This window comes from Pelosinus sp. UFO1 (assembly GCF_000725345.1).
Lineage (GTDB): Bacteria > Bacillota > Negativicutes > DSM-13327 > DSM-13327 > Pelosinus.
The window spans coordinates 1,620,089-1,638,116 of sequence record NZ_CP008852.1; the positions used below are offsets into that span (position 1 = coordinate 1,620,089).

An 18,028-nucleotide genomic window follows, 5' to 3' on the forward strand; every position below is an offset into this window, starting at 1 on the left:
AGGGACTATGCAACAGGCTTATATTCTGGAAACTTAAGTTAATCGGGTGAGTAAAATAAACGGTACTGCAGATACTTATAAGTAATTGCAGTACCGTTTATTTGTTTTGGGAGGATTAGGATTTATGCCGAAGGCTTTGACATTATTGCAAAAACAGATAGCTCGTACCTTTTTTCGCAACTCTTTTAACCGTGATGTGGTAATACTCCTGATAGTCAGCATTGCTATTGGGGGTGCGATGGCCGGAGCATTGGCCATGACGGCGAATACCTACTTTTCGGAAACCATAACTTCACTAGTGGGTGAATATGGGGAATTTGATTTACTGATTAATGTACGAGAGGAAGTAAAAGAAGACGGACGGGCGCAGATTGAAAATGTTATAAATCAAGTGTTTCCCGGTGCCAGTCTAAAAGAAGGCCCAACATTAACGGGGCTGACAAGTTTTTTAGTTGGCATACCTATCGAATACAAAACAAAGCAGACCTATGAGACGGTTGATCAAATATTTGGCAGTGTTCCAGGTCGGTCAGGCATCAGCATTATGACTGAACCACGGATAACATTAAAAGCGGTACCCGATGGAGCCAAAGATTTAGTCATTGATCAGGTGATGCAAATCAATGGAGTGCTGTTTGCTTTTCGAGACGGGGGATCAGTTACGGTCCTGGTACAATCATTGGAAAAAGCTTCAACGGTGAATGCTGACATAGAACGCCTTTTAGGTCAATATCAATTAATCGATATAGCCTTTCCTGTTGGCAGTGAACCCGAAAATCCGATTCGCTTAGGCGAACAGCTTGCTGATGCGCTTCGGGCCGATAAGGCGGTTGGTTTTGCCGAAAGCGTATCTGCTGATACCAAGCGCAATGACATGACTTATTTTGTCAGCACTATGATTGAACTCAGAAGGTTTTTAACCGCCTACGCAACAAAAACTATCATTCGCTTGGCTGCAGGTGCGACCTTGCGTCCAGGTGATGTAATTGCATTTCAAGGAGCATCACCCAATATTTTTGCCACGGGAACAGCTGTTGACCCGGCTAATGTTTTGGTAAAAGTAACGGCTATAAAGGGCGATGGTACAGCCGAAGGCATGGTCATTCAGGGCGATGCAAAGCAGTTACATGAAGGCCAGGGTTTTTTAGTTAGCAGCTCTACTATTGCCTTACCTATTGGAACCGCAACTTTTAATAATCCCCGGAGTGAACTTGGCAATGCGTTAGGAGAGACATCCAAGCTAGTCACTCAAATACCTGGATTTGCTCAAGATGCACAGAGCATGATCGGAATCGCCAATAAATCTCTTGATAACTATAACATCAGTTTGGGAGCCGTTGAACAGACGATAACCAGTTTAGGTAATGCCGGAGCTACTCTCCAAGCAGCTACTAGCGGGTTAGCTGGTTTGGACACGAGTGCGATACAACTGCAGCTAGGCAACTCGGCCCAGGCGATGGGTAGCCTTGTGAATACGTTGCAAGTGATTCGTCTGATAAATTCCGATGTTGCGTCATCTATTAATGAAATGACTGCTATGCAGCAAAATCTCACTAATCTTCAAACACGGCTGCGTACGCTGGACAGTGTCGCAGCTGACGCTCGGCGTGCTCGGGCTGCCATCGACAGTATCATGGACAACGGTAGCAGTACAATTGCCAGCTTACGCAATTTTGATACAGAAGGGGCGCGTCAGACCCTCAATACAACTGGGGGACGTCTTGGGCAATTACAACAATTTAATACACCGCTGGTGGCGGCACAGTTGCAGTACCTTGAGGCTGCCGTGCCAAATTTAAGCGATGAAGAGATTAGCCGGTCTGTCAAGCTTATGGATCAGTTCATTGCCGGACAGGTTATACCCAGCCAGCATCTGCAAATTCTGACAAAAAGCAATGTTGCCACGGAGCTGGCAACGCCTACGGTCCATAAAGTAGTCGGGCATACAAACGTATCACTGTATACATCAGCCCTGGGAGTCATAGAACCAGATCCCCGTGCCGAAGTAATGATGATTTTGACCCAGGTAAAAGCTGTCTTAGCTGGATTAGTCTCGCTGATTGCAACCGTTGCGTTCTTAACCTTAGATCACACTGCTGTCATGACCGTAGTTAGGAGACAGCGTACTGTTATTCGAAAGCCGCCAGCCAAAGGCTGGAGAAGGCTATTGGGAGGGATTGAAAATGTCTTCACCGCTCCCGAATGCCTATACGGTATGGGGATTGGCGCATTGCTTCTTACTGTTATGTTTGCTTTATCAGGTGGCGGTATTCCGTATGTGCCATGGATAGGAGTACCTATTTTGGGAGCTGCCTTGGGTTTATTCATAGGAAATAATGCAGAAAAAATTAACCCTGTTGCGAGTGAAGAGATTAGTGCTGGCGAAGCGTTGGGATTATCATTTGATGAGATTATGCGTGAGATTGTAATTCCTAATGCCCGTCCGGGCTTGCTACAGAAGCTAAACCGACGAAAAATGAAATTTAAATAAGCGGGTGCTATCATGCTTGTCATTCAAGAATTACATAAACGATTTGGTAATTTAAAAGCGATAGATGGTTTAAACTTGTCAGTTAATATCGGAGAAATTCTTGTCCTGATGGGGCCGTCGGGTTGCGGCAAGTCCACGACAATTCGAACGGTTAATCGTCTAATTGAACCCGATCAAGGCACGATTCTGTTTCATGATACAAATATCCTTACGCTGGAACCTGATGAGCTGCAAAAAATTCGCAAGCGTATAGGATTTGTTTTTCAGCATTTTAATTTGATTGGTCGATTAACTACTTTGGAAAATGTAATGTTTGGCTTAGTAATGAGTGGAATGGATCGTGATACTGCGCAAGGTAAGGCGACCGATGCGCTAACTAAGGTTGGAATGGAAGGGCATTTACATCATAAACCAACCCAATTGTCTGGCGGTCAACAGCAGCGTGTGGGCATTGCCAGAGCATTGGCTTATGAGCCGGAGTTGATGATGTGGGATGAACCAACAGCATCCCTGGATCCCATCTTGGTGCGAGAGGTATTGGTCGTCATGGAAGAGCTGGCACGGTATCGAGCCAGCACTATGATAGTCGTAACTCATGAGCTATCTTTTGCTTTGCGGGTTGCGGATAGAATTGTGCTCATGGATAAGGGGAAATTCGTAGAAGAAGGGAAGCCTTCACAGGTATTTGTTAATCCAACTTCGGACATCGGACAGAAATATAAGGAACTAATTGAATATCAGATGAATACGAGTGCCCAGAGTCTTTCAGGTAAAAGTAAAGCGCACCAGTAATTTGCATTTATAAAGAGAAAATTTTAAGTATGTAAAGGACGATATGATATGTGTAAGAAAATGATTTTAGCAGGTGAATCATCAGGGATAAAGGAGCAAAGATTATCCTTAAAGTCGCAGGAAAAAACTTGGGGAAGTAAGTTGGTGAAGTTAATCGTCGGGCTGACCTTCATGGTGCCATTGTGCTTACTGTTGAATTCAATCGACTTTTTATGATTATATCTTAATTTAGGATAACGTTTATGAATAAGAAAGGTGATAGCATGGGGATATATGTTCGGTTATTCTGTTACATAAAGCCATATAGTTTGACAATAGTAGTTGCCCTAGTTTGCACGATTTTAGCCTCAGCGGTTAATCTCTATTTACCAAAAATTATCGGAGATGTTATTGATAATGTCTTGGCGACAAAAGACACTGATATGCTTAACTTAATTGCAATCAGTGTTATTGTCTTAATTGTACTCCAAGGTATCTTTATGTATGGCCAAACATACCTTATGGCTTACTCTAGCCAAAAGATCGTTATAGATATTCGCAGGGCTTTGTATCAACACCTACAAAGATTATCGATGTTATTTTTTGAAAAACGTCCGATAGGCACAATTATGAGTTACATTACTAATGACGTAGCTGCGCTACAAACAACTTTAGTTAATAATGTAATTGATTTCGTTAGTCACTCAGTAACATTGATTGGGTCTATCATATTGTTAATCTATATTAACTGGAAACTTTCTTTGTTAATGTTTATTAGCTTCCCGCTTATCTTATATACGTTAAATGTGTCCGGCCATAGAATGCGAGTAAAGAGTCGGACTTTACAGGAACGCACTGCCGACATTTCTGCATTCCTTCAGGAAAATATCTTAGCGATTAGGGTTATTAAGTCATTTTCCCGAGAGAACTATGAATTAGAGCAATTTGATAAGGAAAATAACCGTAATTTTCAAGCGCAAATGAAGATTGTTCAAGTGATGGCTACTATTACACCTATTATTAACATACTCTCAACCATTGGAATTACAGCTATCATTTGGTTCGGCGGACGCGAAGTGATAAACGGCAATTTAACTTCTGGTTCCCTTATATCCTTTCTCGTATATGTGATTAACCTACCCACTCCTGTCAAACGCCTAAGCAATGTATATGCAGATATCCAACGTGCATTAGCAGCGGTGCAACGAATATTTGAAGTGATTGATATCGAGCCGGAAGTTAAAGATGTAAGGGGTGCTAAGGAGTTACCATCTGTAGACGGATACTTAACCTTCACCAATGTTTCATTTGAGTATGAAGAAGGTAAGCCGGTTTTAGCTAACGTCTCGTTCAAAGCTAGACCGGGAGAGCTAATTGCTTTAGTGGGACCTAGCGGTGCAGGCAAAACAACGGTAGTAAATCTGATCCCTAGGTTTTATGACCCTATAGACGGTTCAATTAGTATTGATAACATCAATATCAATACAGTTACATTACAGTCCCTTCGTGAGCAAATTGGTATTGTACCGCAGGAAACGATCTTGTTTAATGGAACAATTTATCAAAATATTTTATACGGAAATTTGGAGGCTTCAAAGGAAGATGTTATTGTTGCGGCAAAGGTAGCAAATGCTCACAACTTTATTATGGAAATGCCTAATGAATATGAAACTCCGATTGGGGAACGAGGAACACAACTATCTGGTGGGCAACGACAGCGTATTGCGATAGCCAGGGCGGTTTTAAAGAACCCACGCATACTTATTCTTGATGAAGCTACTTCAGCTTTGGATACTGAAAGTGAGCTGTTAGTTCAGCAAGCACTTGATAGACTTATGAATGGACGAACATCTTTTGTTATTGCTCATCGGTTATCTACTGTGCAACGTGCCAATCTGATAATTGTCATGGAGAAAGGCAAGATTGTTGAGCAAGGGGATCATGACACACTAATCAAAGCAGGTGGATTATACAGCAGATTATACCGTATTCAATTCAATACCTAAAAGAAATTTGCGAAAGTATAACACCTAAACAAACGCGAACCCCTCTAAAAGGGGGTCGAACCATTACACGAAACTTCTATCTCGTGTTTTAGTTTCGTCTGTCTATCAAAACACATGTGGAGTGCGTGACGTTGATTACTAGGAAAGTATTCGCTACGTGATATCTTTCACCATAGTAAGCAAATAGGCATGCTCTAAGCATACCTATCCGATATTACTCCGTCCACTATTTATTCATCGTCGTTTTCTTGTTTGTCTAACGGCTTAAACGCTGGATGCATCAAGGTACTTCCCAAAGGACTAGGCTTTTCTTCGCGAGCTGCATTTTGAACCTGTATGACCAAATGAAAAGCTGCGCGAGAGAGGGTTGCCGTCAGATACGAAGTGATAAAACCATTTAAGTAGGTCCATTTCATTAATTGTATGATGTCTAGTACAGAAAGTATTTGTACAACGATCACGGAGAGGAAGAATGTTCCTACAGCATTCCAGATGAAGAACTGTCGCCAGTTAGGACTATATTGTTGTACAAGCATGTAGGTGAGTGGTACTAAAGTCCAGTCCCGAAGGAAAACACTCGTTAAGAATGGTGCTAGTCGAACCTTGTAATACCATAGTCCTGCTATCGTTCCGTAAAGGTCAACAAGGCTCGTCATAACAGTGACTAGAGAACCGTAAAATAATAGATAAGCCAGCCGTGTTTTATCCGTAAGCCGATACCAAACAATATAAGCTATTATGATGGTTGCTACAACGCCCCAATACTTCGGGGTGGTTATGTCAGTTTTCCATTGGGCGAGTAATACATTCCACATGTCCGCCCTTATCTGATAAAGCATGTAGTCTACATTCATGACCTAACCTCCATATTACATATTATGATGATTAGTTTAATCAAATTTAATTAATAAATTCAATTGAAAATTTTTGTGGAAAATCTGATATGTTTTTAAGTGTACATGTTAAGTGTGTGGCGTTGATAGAGCGGAAGTAGGCTGATGTAGCTGGGCTCGTGGGTTTATAGAAAAAAATATGTATGTTTATGTTCGCTCAGACTTAGGTTTGAGCGTTTTTTTCTGTTGGGGGCGACGACGCCCTTACAGTTTTAAGGCTAAGACGTTAGCTATGTGCAGGGTATTATCAATACAGTTTGTAAGAGCGGATTAAAAATCGGGGAACTATGGGAGATACAGTGTCATATTGCCCATAAATTTATTAGGAATGTGCAAATTTACTAAATTGCGGAGGTGAAATGTTGAGCAATGCCGAATAATAATGTCAAATAATATTAAAATTTGGGGAATCGGTAAATTTACAGGAGGTATCCCTTTATGTTGAATCAAAATGTTTTGGCGCTGGGAAAGAAGCGCTCGACAATTCGTGAAATCTTTGAATTCGGTAACCAGCGTGCAAAGATTGTTGGTCGGGAAAATGTCTTTGATTTTTCGATTGGCAATCCCAATGTGCCTGCACCAGATTCAGTGCAGCAGGCAATTTGTGACATAATTAATACCCAGAGCCCAGCAGCTGTTCATGGCTATACTTCGGCGCAGGGTACCGAAGACAGTCGTACAGCAATTGCGGAGTCCTTAAATGCACGTTTTGGAACCGATTATTCGGCAAAGAATCTGTATCTCACTGTTGGTGCCGCCGCATCTATTTCGATATGCTTTAAAGCACTAACAGCTTCGCCAGAGGACGAGTTCATTGTTTTTGCCCCCTATTTTCCAGAGTATCAGGTGTTTATCGAGCACGGATCTGGTGCAAAGTGTGTATTGATCCCAGCGCAGGTACAGGACTTTCAGATTAACTTCGAAGAATTCGAGAGAAAGTTAAGTCCTCATACGAAGGGGGTTGTGATTAATTCACCTAACAATCCATCCGGCGTAGTTTATTCGGATGAAACCATCTGCCGACTGTCTGCACTTCTCAACACAAAGGCAGAGGAATATGGTCATCCGATTTATCTAATTTCTGATGAACCTTACCGTGAAATTATTTATGATGGAATAGAGGTTCCCTTTATTGCACCGAAGTACAAGAATACATTGGTTTGTTATTCTTATTCTAAGTCTTTATCTCTTCCCGGTGAACGCATTGGTTATGTTCTGGTGCCCAACACGGTAGAAAATTTTGAAGACGTATATGCTGCTGTGTGCGGTGCAGGACGAGTGCTGGGCTATGTCTGTGCACCAGCGCTGTTTCAGCAGGTTATTGCTCGTTGTGCAGCGGATACGGCCGATCTTTCTGTTTACGAAGAAAATCGTAAACTTTTGTTTGAAGGTTTGACTTCTATGGGTTACAACTGTATAAAACCGGAAGGTGCATTCTATCTGTTCCCGCAGACGCTAGAAGCGAATGATTATGCATTCTGTGAACGCGCCAAAAAGTATGATCTATTGCTCGTGCCAGGTGCGGATTTCGGCGCTCCAGGACATATGCGAATTTCATACTGTGTGCAAACCGAAACTGTCCAGCGAGCTCTGCCTTTGTTTGAAAAATTAGCAAAAGAGTATGGACTATGAAGCAGATCAAAACAATTGCGCTAATCAGTCTGGGCGCAATGGGATCTGATGCTAAATTTTATATGTATGCTTTATGTTCGCTTAGAATTACATTGAACTGCACCCCAAATATTAGACCGACAAATCTAATATTTGGAGGTGCATTTTTTATATATCCAAATACTCCTTAGAAACGAAACTTGATGCAATACAGTTTGTCCTTGAGAAAGGTAACTCACAAAAAAAGCCGCGAGACATTTTGAAATAGCTCAGGGTCATATGCAAATGTGGATTGCTGCCTATTTATATCCTGGATTAGAAGGAAGTAGTGATAAAAATGGGACTTACACTGGTGATTTTAAGGTATCTGTAATAGAATATATGCATAAAAGAGGTTTGTCCGCCCGAGCCAATATATGTGTTATTTTTATTGGCAGGGAAAATGATTCATATGGCGGAAGGGATAAAGTGAGGCACTAATGAGGATAATAAAAGACATTAATATAGTTAATAACGAGGTGATGTAAATGAAGAAATATATCTTGGGTTTTACGCTTATTTGCGTCATAGCTACTATATGTTTTTTATCTGTGTCGAAATCGGTGCATATAGGTTATGGTACTGATGTGGGGCATATCATGCATGTGGTCACAACGGATATGAAGCATGAGCACACAATTTCATGGAAGACGTCAAATTTTGGTGAGCCAGGAAATTTGGAGATACGACCTAAGCAGTCGAAAAATATCACGAAGGTCAACGCAGAGGCAGTGGAGCTACCTACGTATAATGGGGGCAAACACTTTGGACTTTATACGGCGCATGTTACCAATCTTATGGCTGGAACTGATTATGAATATCGTATTTCCGTTGGTAAACGGCAATCTGCGTGGATGGAATTCAAGACGGAGCCGGAGTCAACATCATTTAAGGCACTTATTTTTGGTGATTCACAGTCATTAGATTATAAAGATTGGGCGAAAACAGCTCAGACAGCATGGGAAAACAATGCGGATGCGGCGTTTTTTGTTAATATGGGTGATCTCGTTGATAATGGTCAGGACGAATGGCAGTGGAATGCCTGGTTTGATGGAGGAGCGAAGCTTCTAGCAACAATACCTGTAGTTCCGGTCATGGGAAATCACGAGGCATATAGTCTCGATTGGAAGATGGCCAAACCCGATTACTATCTTTCGTTTTTCGCGCTGCCACCGAATGGTCCCGCAGGCCTGGAACGATATGCTTATTCCTATGATTATGGCGACGTACATTTTATCGTACTCAATACACAGTTAAATGAGTTAAATGAATGGTATCCTAATTTATTAGAGCAACAACAAAGCTGGCTCGCAAAAGACCTTTCCCAAACGCAGAAGAAGTGGAAGGTAGTTCTTATGCATCGTGGTGTCTGGACACAGCCCTTCAATGGGCCCCTTGATGTGATTGGTAAAACCTTTGTGCCAGTGTTTGATAAATATCATGTTGATCTCGTATTTACTGGGCATGTGCATTCCTACGCACGCACCAAGGCTCTGAGAAACGGCAAACCAGACCCTGCCGGGACTATCTATATTACGACAGGACGCAGCGGCGACAAGGTATGGGATAAGTCCCCACAAAAACCGATGGATGAGAGTTATTATAACCCACTGGATATGCCTAATTACCTTGTATTTGAAGCCTCGAATGATGCTTTAAAAGTCACTGCTTTTAAGCAAAACGGTGATCTTATTGATCAAACAGAAATAAAAAGATAGCGATAGGTTATTACTAGAAACAGGAGTTATTTAAACGCTTAGACGGGCAGCTTACAGCTTACGAAGATAAAGAACGGATAATGACAAAGCCCCCATTTGTAGGAATTTCGCATGAAACTACAAATGGGGGCTTTGCCATATTTTAAATTAATTTATTCTAGCTTGGCATGACCCTACTGCTGCTTATTGCTAGAGTTACCGTGAAAGTATTTGACATATGAATCTTGGACCCAATGTATCAGTGCTTTTTCAGAATCATTTTGATTTTTCCCGCTATACATGTCTGTTGTTATTTGGTGATCTTTTGACCAATAATAAATTGTTTCTCCCACACAACCAATTGCATACCCTTGATCTTCGGGAATAGTAATTATATTTCTGCCTGAAAACTCCGGCGGCGCAGGAATTCCTAATATCCCTAAAAGTGTCGGTGCGAAATCAATCTGACTAGTAAATGTTGCACTACTAAAATTATCAAAAGGCTGCAAATTTTTGCTAACAAAGATGAGCGGGATGGGAGCTGGGCTTAAACGCAAATCGTCTTGCCCAAGGCGCTTATAATTATCGTTTTGACTTGGATGAGGATTATGATCACTCGTAATAACAATAAGAGTCTTATCGTCCATCAAATTTCGCTCTTCAAGATCATGGAAAAATTTTTTCAAAGTAATATTTTCCCAATAGATTCCTTTAAGATAAACATTTTTATCTTGCTCCGTGATATTTGCTGGAATATCCCTTTCGGAAAGCCCGCAATATGGAAATGGTTGATGGGAATCGATCGTCTTAGTCGCTATAAAAATTTTATTATTTCGGTTTTGTTCCAATATCTTAATGGTTTCTTCATACATTACGTCATTATGGAATCCCCAGCCACTGCTTCCCGTATACCCCTGTCTTTCTAAATCTTCTTTTGCTCTGTAAGTATGCATCCCAAAACGTTTTTTATATGCACGGAATTCATCATTATAGTATTGGCTAGTTGCCTCCAAAAACACTGTATCATAACCGTTGCTTTCGAGAGCTTTGAATAACGTGACATTGTTTTCGAAAGATTGGTCGTCGGAATAGATCGACTGGGAAAGAAACATAGAGTTAAGCCCTTGAGTAGTAGGTTTATTGGAAGTGTAATAATGATCCGAGTGAGGATACTGAGCTACTAAACCGTCTAAGAATTGGGTTGTTTCAGTTGGAATTCGCGGATTATAGTGATGCAAGTAATCTCGATGAAAGGATTCAGCGACAATTACAATTACTTTTTCATATGGAAAAGCTTTTTGAGTGGAAGCAGATTTTTCGTTAACATCAATTCCTAATTCACTCAATAGTTCAGTTTCCTGTTTAGAAAATGCCACACGGTAAAGCTGATTGGAGGCGGTTACATGTCTATCGTCATTTCGCAAAAATTCCCGCATTAAGTTGACAGTAACTGACTCGGTAAGCAAATAGCGGGATAAGTTTCTGGATGTTTCTATTTCTGCTTCCTCATCAAAACCTTCTTCCTTCAATGCTTTTGGATATACGTGGGCTGTGGCGAAATTAACAAGATTAGCTAAAATACACATTGTTATAATAAGGATACCAGCATTTTTTGTGTGCAAATTATGCATCATATTCGGTGCGCGAAATAATAACATAAGAAAGAAAAAGCTTATCAGTATACCAAGTATAACCATTTTATCTGTAGTATATAATACACCTGTTATTGAATAATTGTTTAAATTATCAAATAATACCTTTTCAATATGCGTTGATGTAACAAAAAAGTATATGGTGTCACTATAAAAGATCAAAATGGTAAAAAAATACGATAAAAAGTATACGGTTTTGGATAGTATATTATTCCGTTTAGTATATAGGTAGCCAGCTAATAGTACGAAAATAACATTGTTAATCACACCTGTAAGAACTGACATGATAGTTATTATACTAAAGTTTAAATTTAATGAATTAATAATAATCATCGAGATGCCTAACCAAAGAATTGCTAAAATTATTATTGGGCCGTAAGCTTTTGTAACTAGTTTAACCCGGGTAATATGTTTTCGGAAAAACATAAATATACTTGCCAGTAATAAATCGCGCAAAAGAGCATTGCATACATCAATAGTGAATATCCCTATCGGAATTTCCGGTTCTCCGCTGTAGAATCGAAACGCAAAATAAACCTCTATACAAAAAATAATGGCTATTCCGGTAATTTTATTTTTATGACGGAGAAATGTTTCTTTGAAAATTGCCTTTTTAATTGTAAAACTCCCCTTTAAAATGTCTCTGAGATACAGTTTTGACTAGTTATCATTTAATTGTATATTCAATATATTTCTACAAATACCTCTACACAATTTCAACACTACAGCAATATTATTCTTTCGTGAAACGGTATCAACCAGCTGACATGTTGAGTTTGTGGCATTGATAGTAAAGAAGTAGGCTGGTTCTAAAAGATTTGCTTTCTAACTTTTTAGCTAATTCTTTTAATAAAGAAAAAAGAGGTTTATCTTGATAAGAAAGATAAACCTCAGTTTTATTATTTTTTTTTCTCAGCAGAATCTCTAACAGCGGTTTCAATCTGATTAATAATTTCTTCTGTACTAGGTTCCGAATCAAAATAACCATAATACTCAGCTTTCTTCATGGGAATTTCTCCGACAACTCTATTTTTATCTGGTATGCCGGGAGTTGCTTTCAAATCTCTGTTCTCAGCCATTATAACATCTCCTTTGTAATATAGGATGCCAAAAGTAAATGAAAAAGTTGCATACCACCTGCTATTAGGGGGGCATTTTTTTATATAAGCTAACAACCTTGAGTATCTACATGGGAAAGTGATAGAGGCTTGATATCTTCGCAGTAAAGTCCAATTGAACACAGTGGATAAACCAAGATCGGAAAAAAATAGTTAAATGGAAGGAATTTACAAATAGGTGGCGAAAATATTCTCAATGGATTAAAAAGGGGGCTTGCATTTTATGAGGTTTTTTCCTAAATCGATAGCGGTCATCTGTGTGTTATCCTTGCTGATTACATTAATGGCTCCGTTAAATGGTATAGTTCAGGCAGCATCGGCTCGGCCGGATAAGAGTAGTGTTGGCATGGTCGTGTCTACCCAAAAAATTGCCAACGATATAGGTATGCAGGTGTTAAAAGACGGTGGCAACGCCATTGATGCGGCTGTGGCGGTAGGCTATGCATTGGCAGTTGTCCATCCGGTAGCTGGTAATATCGGCGGGGGTGGATTTGCTGTCATCCACACGGCGGCAGGGGACAATGTTACTTTGGATTTCCGGGAGGTTGCTCCAGGAAATGCAACCCGAGATATGTATCTTGATAAGGATGGGAATGTCATTCCCAACGCCAGTGTAGAAGGGTATCTAGCAGCTGGGGTTCCCGGAACGGTTGCTGGCTTAAGTGCTATGTTGAATCGTTATGGCAGCAAAAGTTTAGCTACGTTGATTCAGCCGGCTATCAATTATGCGGAAAGTGGGTTTAACGTTACTGCCCGTCAGGCGGAAACCTTTAATGAGTATGCTCCTCGACTTAAAAAATTCGCTTCCTCCAAGCAATACTTTTTAAAATCCGACGGGTCTAACTATAAAGAAGGGGAAGTCTTAATACAAAAGGATTTGGCAAAAACCCTGCGGTTGATTGCCCAGAAGGGACCTGATGCTTTCTATAAAGGTGAGATTGCTGAACTTATTGCAAAAGATATGGCAGCCAACAGCGGTATTATCACGAAAGAAGATTTAGCTAAGTACAAACCAATATGGCGGGAGCCGGTAAAAGGAACCTATCGTGGATATGATATTATATCAATGAGTCCTCCCAGTTCCGGTGGTACCCACATCGTACAAATTTTAAATGTATTGGAAGGCTTTGATTTAAAATCCATGGGTTATGGATCCTCCCCGGCTGTTCATGTTTTGGCGGAGGCTATGCGCTATGCTTACGCCGACCGTTCCGAGTTCATGGGTGATCCTGACTTCACTAAGATTCCGCTAAAAGGTTTGATATCTAAAGACTATGCGGCAGAAATCCGCAGTAAAATTGACATGAATAAGGCGACTCCTAGTGCAGACGTGAAGCCCGGGCAGCCAGCAATGCATGAAGGGATCAACACCACCCATTATTCCATTGTGGACAAATGGGGCAACGCTGTATCTATTACCTATACGATTAATGATTACTACGGTTGTGGCGCAGCAGTGAAAGGTGCAGGATTCCTGTTAAATAATGAAATGGATGATTTTTCGATTAAACCAGGTGTTGCAAATATTTACGGGTTGGTAGGCGGCGATGCCAACGCCATTGAGCCCTATAAGCGTCCACTGAGCTCGATGTCGCCAACCATTATTCTGAAGGACGGCAAGTTGTTTATGGTCGTCGGCAGCCCAGGTGGTTCCCGGATCATCACTACGGTACAGCAGGTCATTTCCAATGTCATTGATTATGACATGAACATTCGTGAGGCGGTAGATGCTCCTCGGGTACATATGCAGTGGCAGCCAGATGAACTACGGATTGAAAAGAACGGTTTGGTAAAAGATGTTGTTGATAAGTTGACCGTTATGGGCTACAAGGTGGTTACTAGAGGTAATATGGGTGATGTCAACGCCATCCTGATTGACCCATCCAGTGGTATTATGTATGGTTCCGGTGACCCACGCAATGAATTCTAGTTCTAAATACAAGAGCAAAACCTCGGAGGTTAGCCTTACCCTTTACCTTTCGATCATCTATATAACTTAATTTAATAAATATGTTTTATTTTCGTCTAGACTTTGGTCTAGACGATTTTTTTACGGAATCAGAAAGTATAACACTTTCTTGATTCCAAGTAAGAACGACTAAGGCTTCTGCCTGCGTCCGAGGACTTGGCACAAGCCAAGTCTTTTCTTATGTGGGGCCCACACAGTTAGAAAAAACAGCACCCTTTTTTGCAATGCCATTTCTTCAGAGATCTTAGTCAACCACTTGAAATTTCATTAGTAAAGTAAGAGTATGATAAAGGTGTGATAAGACAAATTAATATTTAATAAAGTGATATATATAGCACAACACATAGATAGGATAGGAGGAATTTAAATGAAGGATATTATAGTTATTGGCGGTGGATGGGCTGGATGTGCAGCCGCCATCAGTGCAAAAAAGGCTGGAGCAACAGTAACTTTATTAGAAAGAACAGACTTATTATTAGGGCTAGGGAATGTTGGTGGACTGACAAGAAACAATGGAAGATACACAGCTGCAGAAGAATCCATTTTATTAGGTGGAAGGGAATTATTTGAAATTACAGATCGCCTTTCACGGCATAAAAACGTTGATTTTCCAGGGCATAAGCATGCAAGCATATATGATGTAAATTTTATTGAAAGTGCTGTAAGAAGAAAATTACAAGAAATGGAGATTGATATTTTATTTTATACCACAGCTAAAAATGTTGAAAAAGAAAATCAAAAGATAAAGTCTCTTATATTAGATGATGGAAACAAAATTACTGGGGACTGCTTTATAGAAACCACCGGGTCTACTGGTCCAATGAACAATTGTCATAAATATGGAAACGGTTGCGCAATGTGTATATTAAGATGTCCTACCTTTGGTGGCAGGGTGAGTATTACAGAAAAATGCGGAATTAAGGATGTGATGGGAAAACGAAATGACGGAACATATGGGTCTTTTAGTGGTTCTGTAAAAATAAATAAAGAGACATTAAGTAAAGAACTTCAGGAAAGATTGAATAGAGAAGGGGTTGTGATCATACCGCTATCTTCTGAAGAAAAGAATTTAGAAAAGCTAAATATAAAAATATGCCAACATTATGCGTTAGATGCCTTTTCGGAGAACATAATTTTACTTGATACTGGGCATGCAAAATTAATGGCACCTTTTTATCCTATTGAGAAACTGAGAAAAATCAAAGGATTTGAGGATGCTAAATTTGAAGATCCGTATTCTGGAGGGGTAGCGAATTCCATAAGACATCTGTCTATCGCACCAAGAGAAAATACAATGAAGGTAAAGGAAATCGAAAATCTTTTTGTAGCAGGAGAAAAAAGTGGATTTCATATCGGACACACAGAAGCTATTGTTACTGGATATTTAGCAGGTCATAATAGTGTAAGAAAAGCATTGGAAATGCCTCTAATAGAATTGCCAAATAGTTTAGCTATAGGAGACTTTATATCCTTTTCTAATCAAAAAATGTATGAAAAAGACGGAGATAAGTTGAAGTTTACTTTTGCAGGATCGGTTTATTTTGAGAGAATGAAAGCAGCAAATTTGTATTCAATAGATCATAAGAAACTACGCAGTAGGGTAGAAAAAACTGGATTTCTCAATATGTATGATAAAAAATTGTGCTAGCGGCATAATAAGTAATAGATTGACTTGAGGGCAAATGTCTTATACTTACAACGTATTATAGGTGTGTTTGATGTTCGCCTAGACTTCGGTTTAGGCGGATTTTGCCTCAGAACGGTTCTATTACTATATTGTCCTAATATTTCTCTTTTAAAAGGTTGACATAACAAGTATAAAGTGATATTATATGTTTCCGGCCTTAAGCGGGCAATGGCGATTGATGGTAATTGATTATATATAATTCTGCACCATTACCAATTATAGTTATTGTGCGGGTGTAGCTCAATGGTAGAGCACTAGCCTTCCAAGCTAGCTACGAGGGTTCGATTCCCTTCACCCGCTCCATAGTATGCACCAGAGTGATGTACAGAGTAGCACAATCTATGGATGCTGTCTCAACTCAATTTGACGCCGGACACAAAAAACATATACCATAAATTACTTGTTGAAATAGTAGTCGATTGATGATATAGTTTTAAGTCCCGTAATGATTGGGTCATAGATCAGCTGGGAAATCGCCAGCCTGCACGTACAGATTCTTCTTGTATTCCTATATATTTAGTGACGATAGCTGTGAGGATCCACCTGTTGCCTTATCGAACACAGTAGTTAAGCTCACACACGCCGAAGGTACTTGGTTGGAAGCGACCTGGGAGATTAGGTAGTTGCTAATTTTGATGATTCCTCGATAGCTCAGTTGGTAGAGCAATCGGCTGTTAACCGATCGGTCGTAGGTTCGAGTCCTACTCGAGGAGCCAAATATCGCGGGATGGAGCAGTTGGTAGCTCGTCGGGCTCATAACCCGAAGGTCGTAGGTTCAAGTCCTGCTCCCGCAACCAATAATAGTTTGCCAAAAGAAACAATCTAGCTTGATGCTTATATTCAAAATACGGTGGCTATGGTGAAGTGGTTAACACGGCGGATTGTGGTTCCGTTATTCGAGGGTTCGAGACCCTCTAGTCACCCCAAATTATTATCAAATAGGGGCGTAGCCAAGTTGGTAAGGCAACGGACTTTGACTCCGTCACGCGTTGGTTCGAGTCCAGCCGCCCCTGCCAGCATGGAGCGGTACTCAAGTGGCTGAAGAGGACGGTTTGCTAAATCGTTAGAGGTCGTAAGGCCTGCGTGGGTTCAAATCCCACCCGCTCCGCCATTTTTTTTTGATCTAGAAGAGTTTCGCAAAATCTAGTCATCTTTAGAAACGGGAAATTGCGGTACTGCTTTTATGCAGTATTGAGGAAAGTCCAGACTGCCACGACCTGTGATGGTCGTAATGTTCGTGCCCATCGCAAGATGGGGCAGAGCTAAACTCTGACGACGACGAAATCGACTCACGTAGCCGAAAGTAGTTATAAAGTGCACAGAAATGAGTAGGTTGGCGACAACCTAGTGAAAAAAGGTAAACTCCACGAGGCAGAAACCCAAATTTGGTAGGGGAGCTTCCTTAAGGGAAATGAACCAAAAGGAAGAACGCTATTATAGTGTTAGATAGATAATTTCCTAAAACAGAAACTGGCTTACGGTTTCTAAAGAAGACTGTTTTGATATATGACTCCGTAGCTCAGCTGGATAGAGTATTTGACTACGAATCAAAGGGTCGCAGGTTCGAATCCTGCCGGGGTCACCATTATTTGCCGCGATAGCTCAGTCGGTAGAGCAGAGGACTGAAAATCCTCGTGTCGACAGTTCGATTCTGTCTTGCGGCACCATGCTGGTGTAGCTCAATTGGTAGAGCAGCTGACTTGTAATCAGCAGGTTGGGGGTTCAAGTCCTCTCGCCAGCTCCATAAAAATACGGAGGGATTCCCGAGTGGCTAAAGGGAGCAGACTGTAAATCTGCCGTCATTGACTTCGGTGGTTCGAATCCACCTCCCTCCACCATGCTTTTTTATGATCTACTAGCTCAGTTGGTAGAGCACCTGACTTTTAATCAGGGTGTCCCGCGTTCGAGTCGCGGGTGGATCACCATCGGCCCGTTGGTCAAGCGGTCAAGACACCGCCCTTTCACGGCGATAACGGGGGTTCGATTCCCCCACGGGTCACCAAAATATGGGCGATTAGCTCAGCTGGGAGAGCGCCTGCCTTACAAGCAGGATGTCGGCAGTTCGATCCTGTCATCGCCCACCATTTAGATCTT

The 18,028-nt window shown here is 40.9% G+C and carries 10 protein-coding genes, 13 tRNA genes, 1 rRNA gene and 1 other RNA gene; 22 read left to right on the forward strand and 3 right to left on the reverse strand.

Features of this window, described 5'->3' with window-relative positions; all coding sequences use genetic code 11:
• Positions 1–124 precede the first annotated feature (124 nt).
• The 3 genes from UFO1_RS07280 (at position 125) to UFO1_RS07290 (ending at position 5,268) form a co-directional block, all read left to right on the forward strand.
• Positions 125–2,491, forward strand: coding sequence for a hypothetical protein (locus tag UFO1_RS07280; RefSeq protein WP_051788855.1), 2,367 nt, complete (start codon positions 125–127; stop codon positions 2,489–2,491).
• Positions 2,492–2,503: 12 nt separating this feature from the next.
• A complete protein-coding gene (locus UFO1_RS07285; protein ID WP_038669715.1) occupies positions 2,504–3,283 on the forward strand; it encodes an amino acid ABC transporter ATP-binding protein in 780 nt (259 codons plus the stop codon).
• 263 nt (positions 3,284–3,546) lie between these two features.
• Complete coding sequence (locus tag UFO1_RS07290) at positions 3,547–5,268, forward strand: ABC transporter ATP-binding protein (RefSeq protein WP_038674991.1); 1,722 nt, start codon at positions 3,547–3,549, stop codon at positions 5,266–5,268.
• 230 nt (positions 5,269–5,498) lie between these two features.
• Here UFO1_RS07290 and UFO1_RS07295 read toward each other — a convergent pair whose 3' ends face one another.
• On the reverse strand, positions 5,499–6,122 hold the full coding sequence (locus tag UFO1_RS07295; RefSeq protein ID WP_038669717.1) for a CBO0543 family protein: 624 nt from the start codon (positions 6,120–6,122) through the stop codon (positions 5,499–5,501).
• A 477-nt stretch (positions 6,123–6,599) separates the two neighbouring features.
• Between UFO1_RS07295 and UFO1_RS07300 the strand changes: the two genes are divergently transcribed.
• Both UFO1_RS07300 and UFO1_RS07310 read left to right on the forward strand, forming a co-directional pair.
• A complete protein-coding gene (locus UFO1_RS07300) occupies positions 6,600–7,793 on the forward strand; it encodes a pyridoxal phosphate-dependent aminotransferase (RefSeq protein ID WP_038669719.1) in 1,194 nt (397 codons plus the stop codon).
• 506 nt (positions 7,794–8,299) lie between these two features.
• Positions 8,300–9,529, forward strand: coding sequence for a metallophosphoesterase family protein (locus tag UFO1_RS07310; RefSeq protein ID WP_038669723.1), 1,230 nt, complete (start codon positions 8,300–8,302; stop codon positions 9,527–9,529).
• Between the two features lie 173 nt (positions 9,530–9,702).
• Here the strand turns inward: UFO1_RS07310 and UFO1_RS07315 are convergent, their stop codons facing one another.
• Positions 9,703–11,493, reverse strand: coding sequence for an LTA synthase family protein (locus UFO1_RS07315; RefSeq protein ID WP_236639353.1), 1,791 nt, complete (start codon positions 11,491–11,493; stop codon positions 9,703–9,705).
• Positions 11,494–12,059: 566 nt separating this feature from the next.
• The gene (locus UFO1_RS07320) at positions 12,060–12,239 is read right to left on the reverse strand and encodes a hypothetical protein (protein ID WP_038669728.1); all 180 of its coding nucleotides are present in this window, start codon (positions 12,237–12,239) and stop codon (positions 12,060–12,062) included.
• A gap of 262 nt (positions 12,240–12,501) precedes the next feature.
• On the opposite strand from UFO1_RS07320, the gene ggt reads away from it, so the two are divergent.
• The 17 genes from ggt (at position 12,502) to UFO1_RS07400 (ending at position 18,018) form a co-directional block, all read left to right on the forward strand.
• Positions 12,502–14,208, forward strand: coding sequence for a gamma-glutamyltransferase (gene ggt / locus UFO1_RS07325; protein WP_038669729.1), 1,707 nt, complete (start codon positions 12,502–12,504; stop codon positions 14,206–14,208).
• Positions 14,209–14,614: 406 nt separating this feature from the next.
• Positions 14,615–15,895 carry an FAD-dependent oxidoreductase gene (locus tag UFO1_RS07330; protein WP_038669731.1) on the forward strand — a complete coding sequence of 427 codons (1,281 nt, stop codon included), beginning with the start codon at positions 14,615–14,617 and terminating at the stop codon, positions 15,893–15,895.
• Positions 15,896–16,163: 268 nt separating this feature from the next.
• A tRNA-Gly gene (locus UFO1_RS07335) sits at positions 16,164–16,237 on the forward strand.
• A gap of 212 nt (positions 16,238–16,449) precedes the next feature.
• Positions 16,450–16,566: ribosomal RNA gene (gene rrf / locus UFO1_RS07340) — 5S ribosomal RNA — on the forward strand.
• Positions 16,567–16,574: 8 nt separating this feature from the next.
• Positions 16,575–16,650: transfer RNA gene (locus tag UFO1_RS07345), tRNA-Asn, on the forward strand.
• A 5-nt stretch (positions 16,651–16,655) separates the two neighbouring features.
• Positions 16,656–16,731 (forward strand) — tRNA-Met (locus UFO1_RS07350).
• Positions 16,732–16,784: 53 nt separating this feature from the next.
• Positions 16,785–16,860: transfer RNA gene (locus UFO1_RS07355), tRNA-His, on the forward strand.
• Positions 16,861–16,874: 14 nt separating this feature from the next.
• A tRNA-Gln gene (locus UFO1_RS07360) sits at positions 16,875–16,950 on the forward strand.
• Positions 16,951–16,954: 4 nt separating this feature from the next.
• Positions 16,955–17,045, forward strand: a tRNA-Ser gene (locus UFO1_RS07365).
• Between the two features lie 44 nt (positions 17,046–17,089).
• Positions 17,090–17,417, forward strand: an RNA gene (gene rnpB / locus UFO1_RS24370) — RNase P RNA component class B.
• Positions 17,418–17,442: 25 nt separating this feature from the next.
• Positions 17,443–17,519 (forward strand) — tRNA-Arg (locus tag UFO1_RS07370).
• Between the two features lie 6 nt (positions 17,520–17,525).
• Positions 17,526–17,601, forward strand: a tRNA-Phe gene (locus tag UFO1_RS07375).
• Position 17,602: 1 nt separating this feature from the next.
• Positions 17,603–17,678: transfer RNA gene (locus UFO1_RS07380), tRNA-Thr, on the forward strand.
• Positions 17,679–17,687: 9 nt separating this feature from the next.
• Positions 17,688–17,772, forward strand: a tRNA-Tyr gene (locus tag UFO1_RS07385).
• Between the two features lie 11 nt (positions 17,773–17,783).
• Positions 17,784–17,859, forward strand: a tRNA-Lys gene (locus UFO1_RS07390).
• Positions 17,860–17,861: 2 nt separating this feature from the next.
• Positions 17,862–17,936 (forward strand) — tRNA-Glu (locus UFO1_RS07395).
• A 6-nt stretch (positions 17,937–17,942) separates the two neighbouring features.
• A tRNA-Val gene (locus UFO1_RS07400) sits at positions 17,943–18,018 on the forward strand.
• Positions 18,019–18,028 lie beyond the last annotated feature (10 nt).

Bases quoted from the DNA above. Each gene is read 5' to 3' on its own strand.
- UFO1_RS07280 (WP_051788855.1), top strand. From the start codon at position 125: ATGCCGAAGGCTTTGACATTATTGCAAAAACAGATAGCTCGTACCTTT.
- ggt (WP_038669729.1), top strand. From the start codon at position 12,502: ATGAGGTTTTTTCCTAAATCGATAGCGGTCATCTGTGTGTTATCCTTG.
- UFO1_RS07300 (WP_038669719.1), top strand. From the start codon at position 6,600: ATGTTGAATCAAAATGTTTTGGCGCTGGGAAAGAAGCGCTCGACAATT.
- UFO1_RS07290 (WP_038674991.1), top strand. From the start codon at position 3,547: ATGGGGATATATGTTCGGTTATTCTGTTACATAAAGCCATATAGTTTG.
- UFO1_RS07285 (WP_038669715.1), top strand. From the start codon at position 2,504: ATGCTTGTCATTCAAGAATTACATAAACGATTTGGTAATTTAAAAGCG.
- UFO1_RS07310 (WP_038669723.1), top strand. From the start codon at position 8,300: ATGAAGAAATATATCTTGGGTTTTACGCTTATTTGCGTCATAGCTACT.
- UFO1_RS07320 (WP_038669728.1), bottom strand. From the start codon at position 12,239: ATGGCTGAGAACAGAGATTTGAAAGCAACTCCCGGCATACCAGATAAA.
- UFO1_RS07315 (WP_236639353.1), bottom strand. From the start codon at position 11,493: ATGATTATTATTAATTCATTAAATTTAAACTTTAGTATAATAACTATC.
- UFO1_RS07295 (WP_038669717.1), bottom strand. From the start codon at position 6,122: ATGAATGTAGACTACATGCTTTATCAGATAAGGGCGGACATGTGGAAT.
- UFO1_RS07330 (WP_038669731.1), top strand. From the start codon at position 14,615: ATGAAGGATATTATAGTTATTGGCGGTGGATGGGCTGGATGTGCAGCC.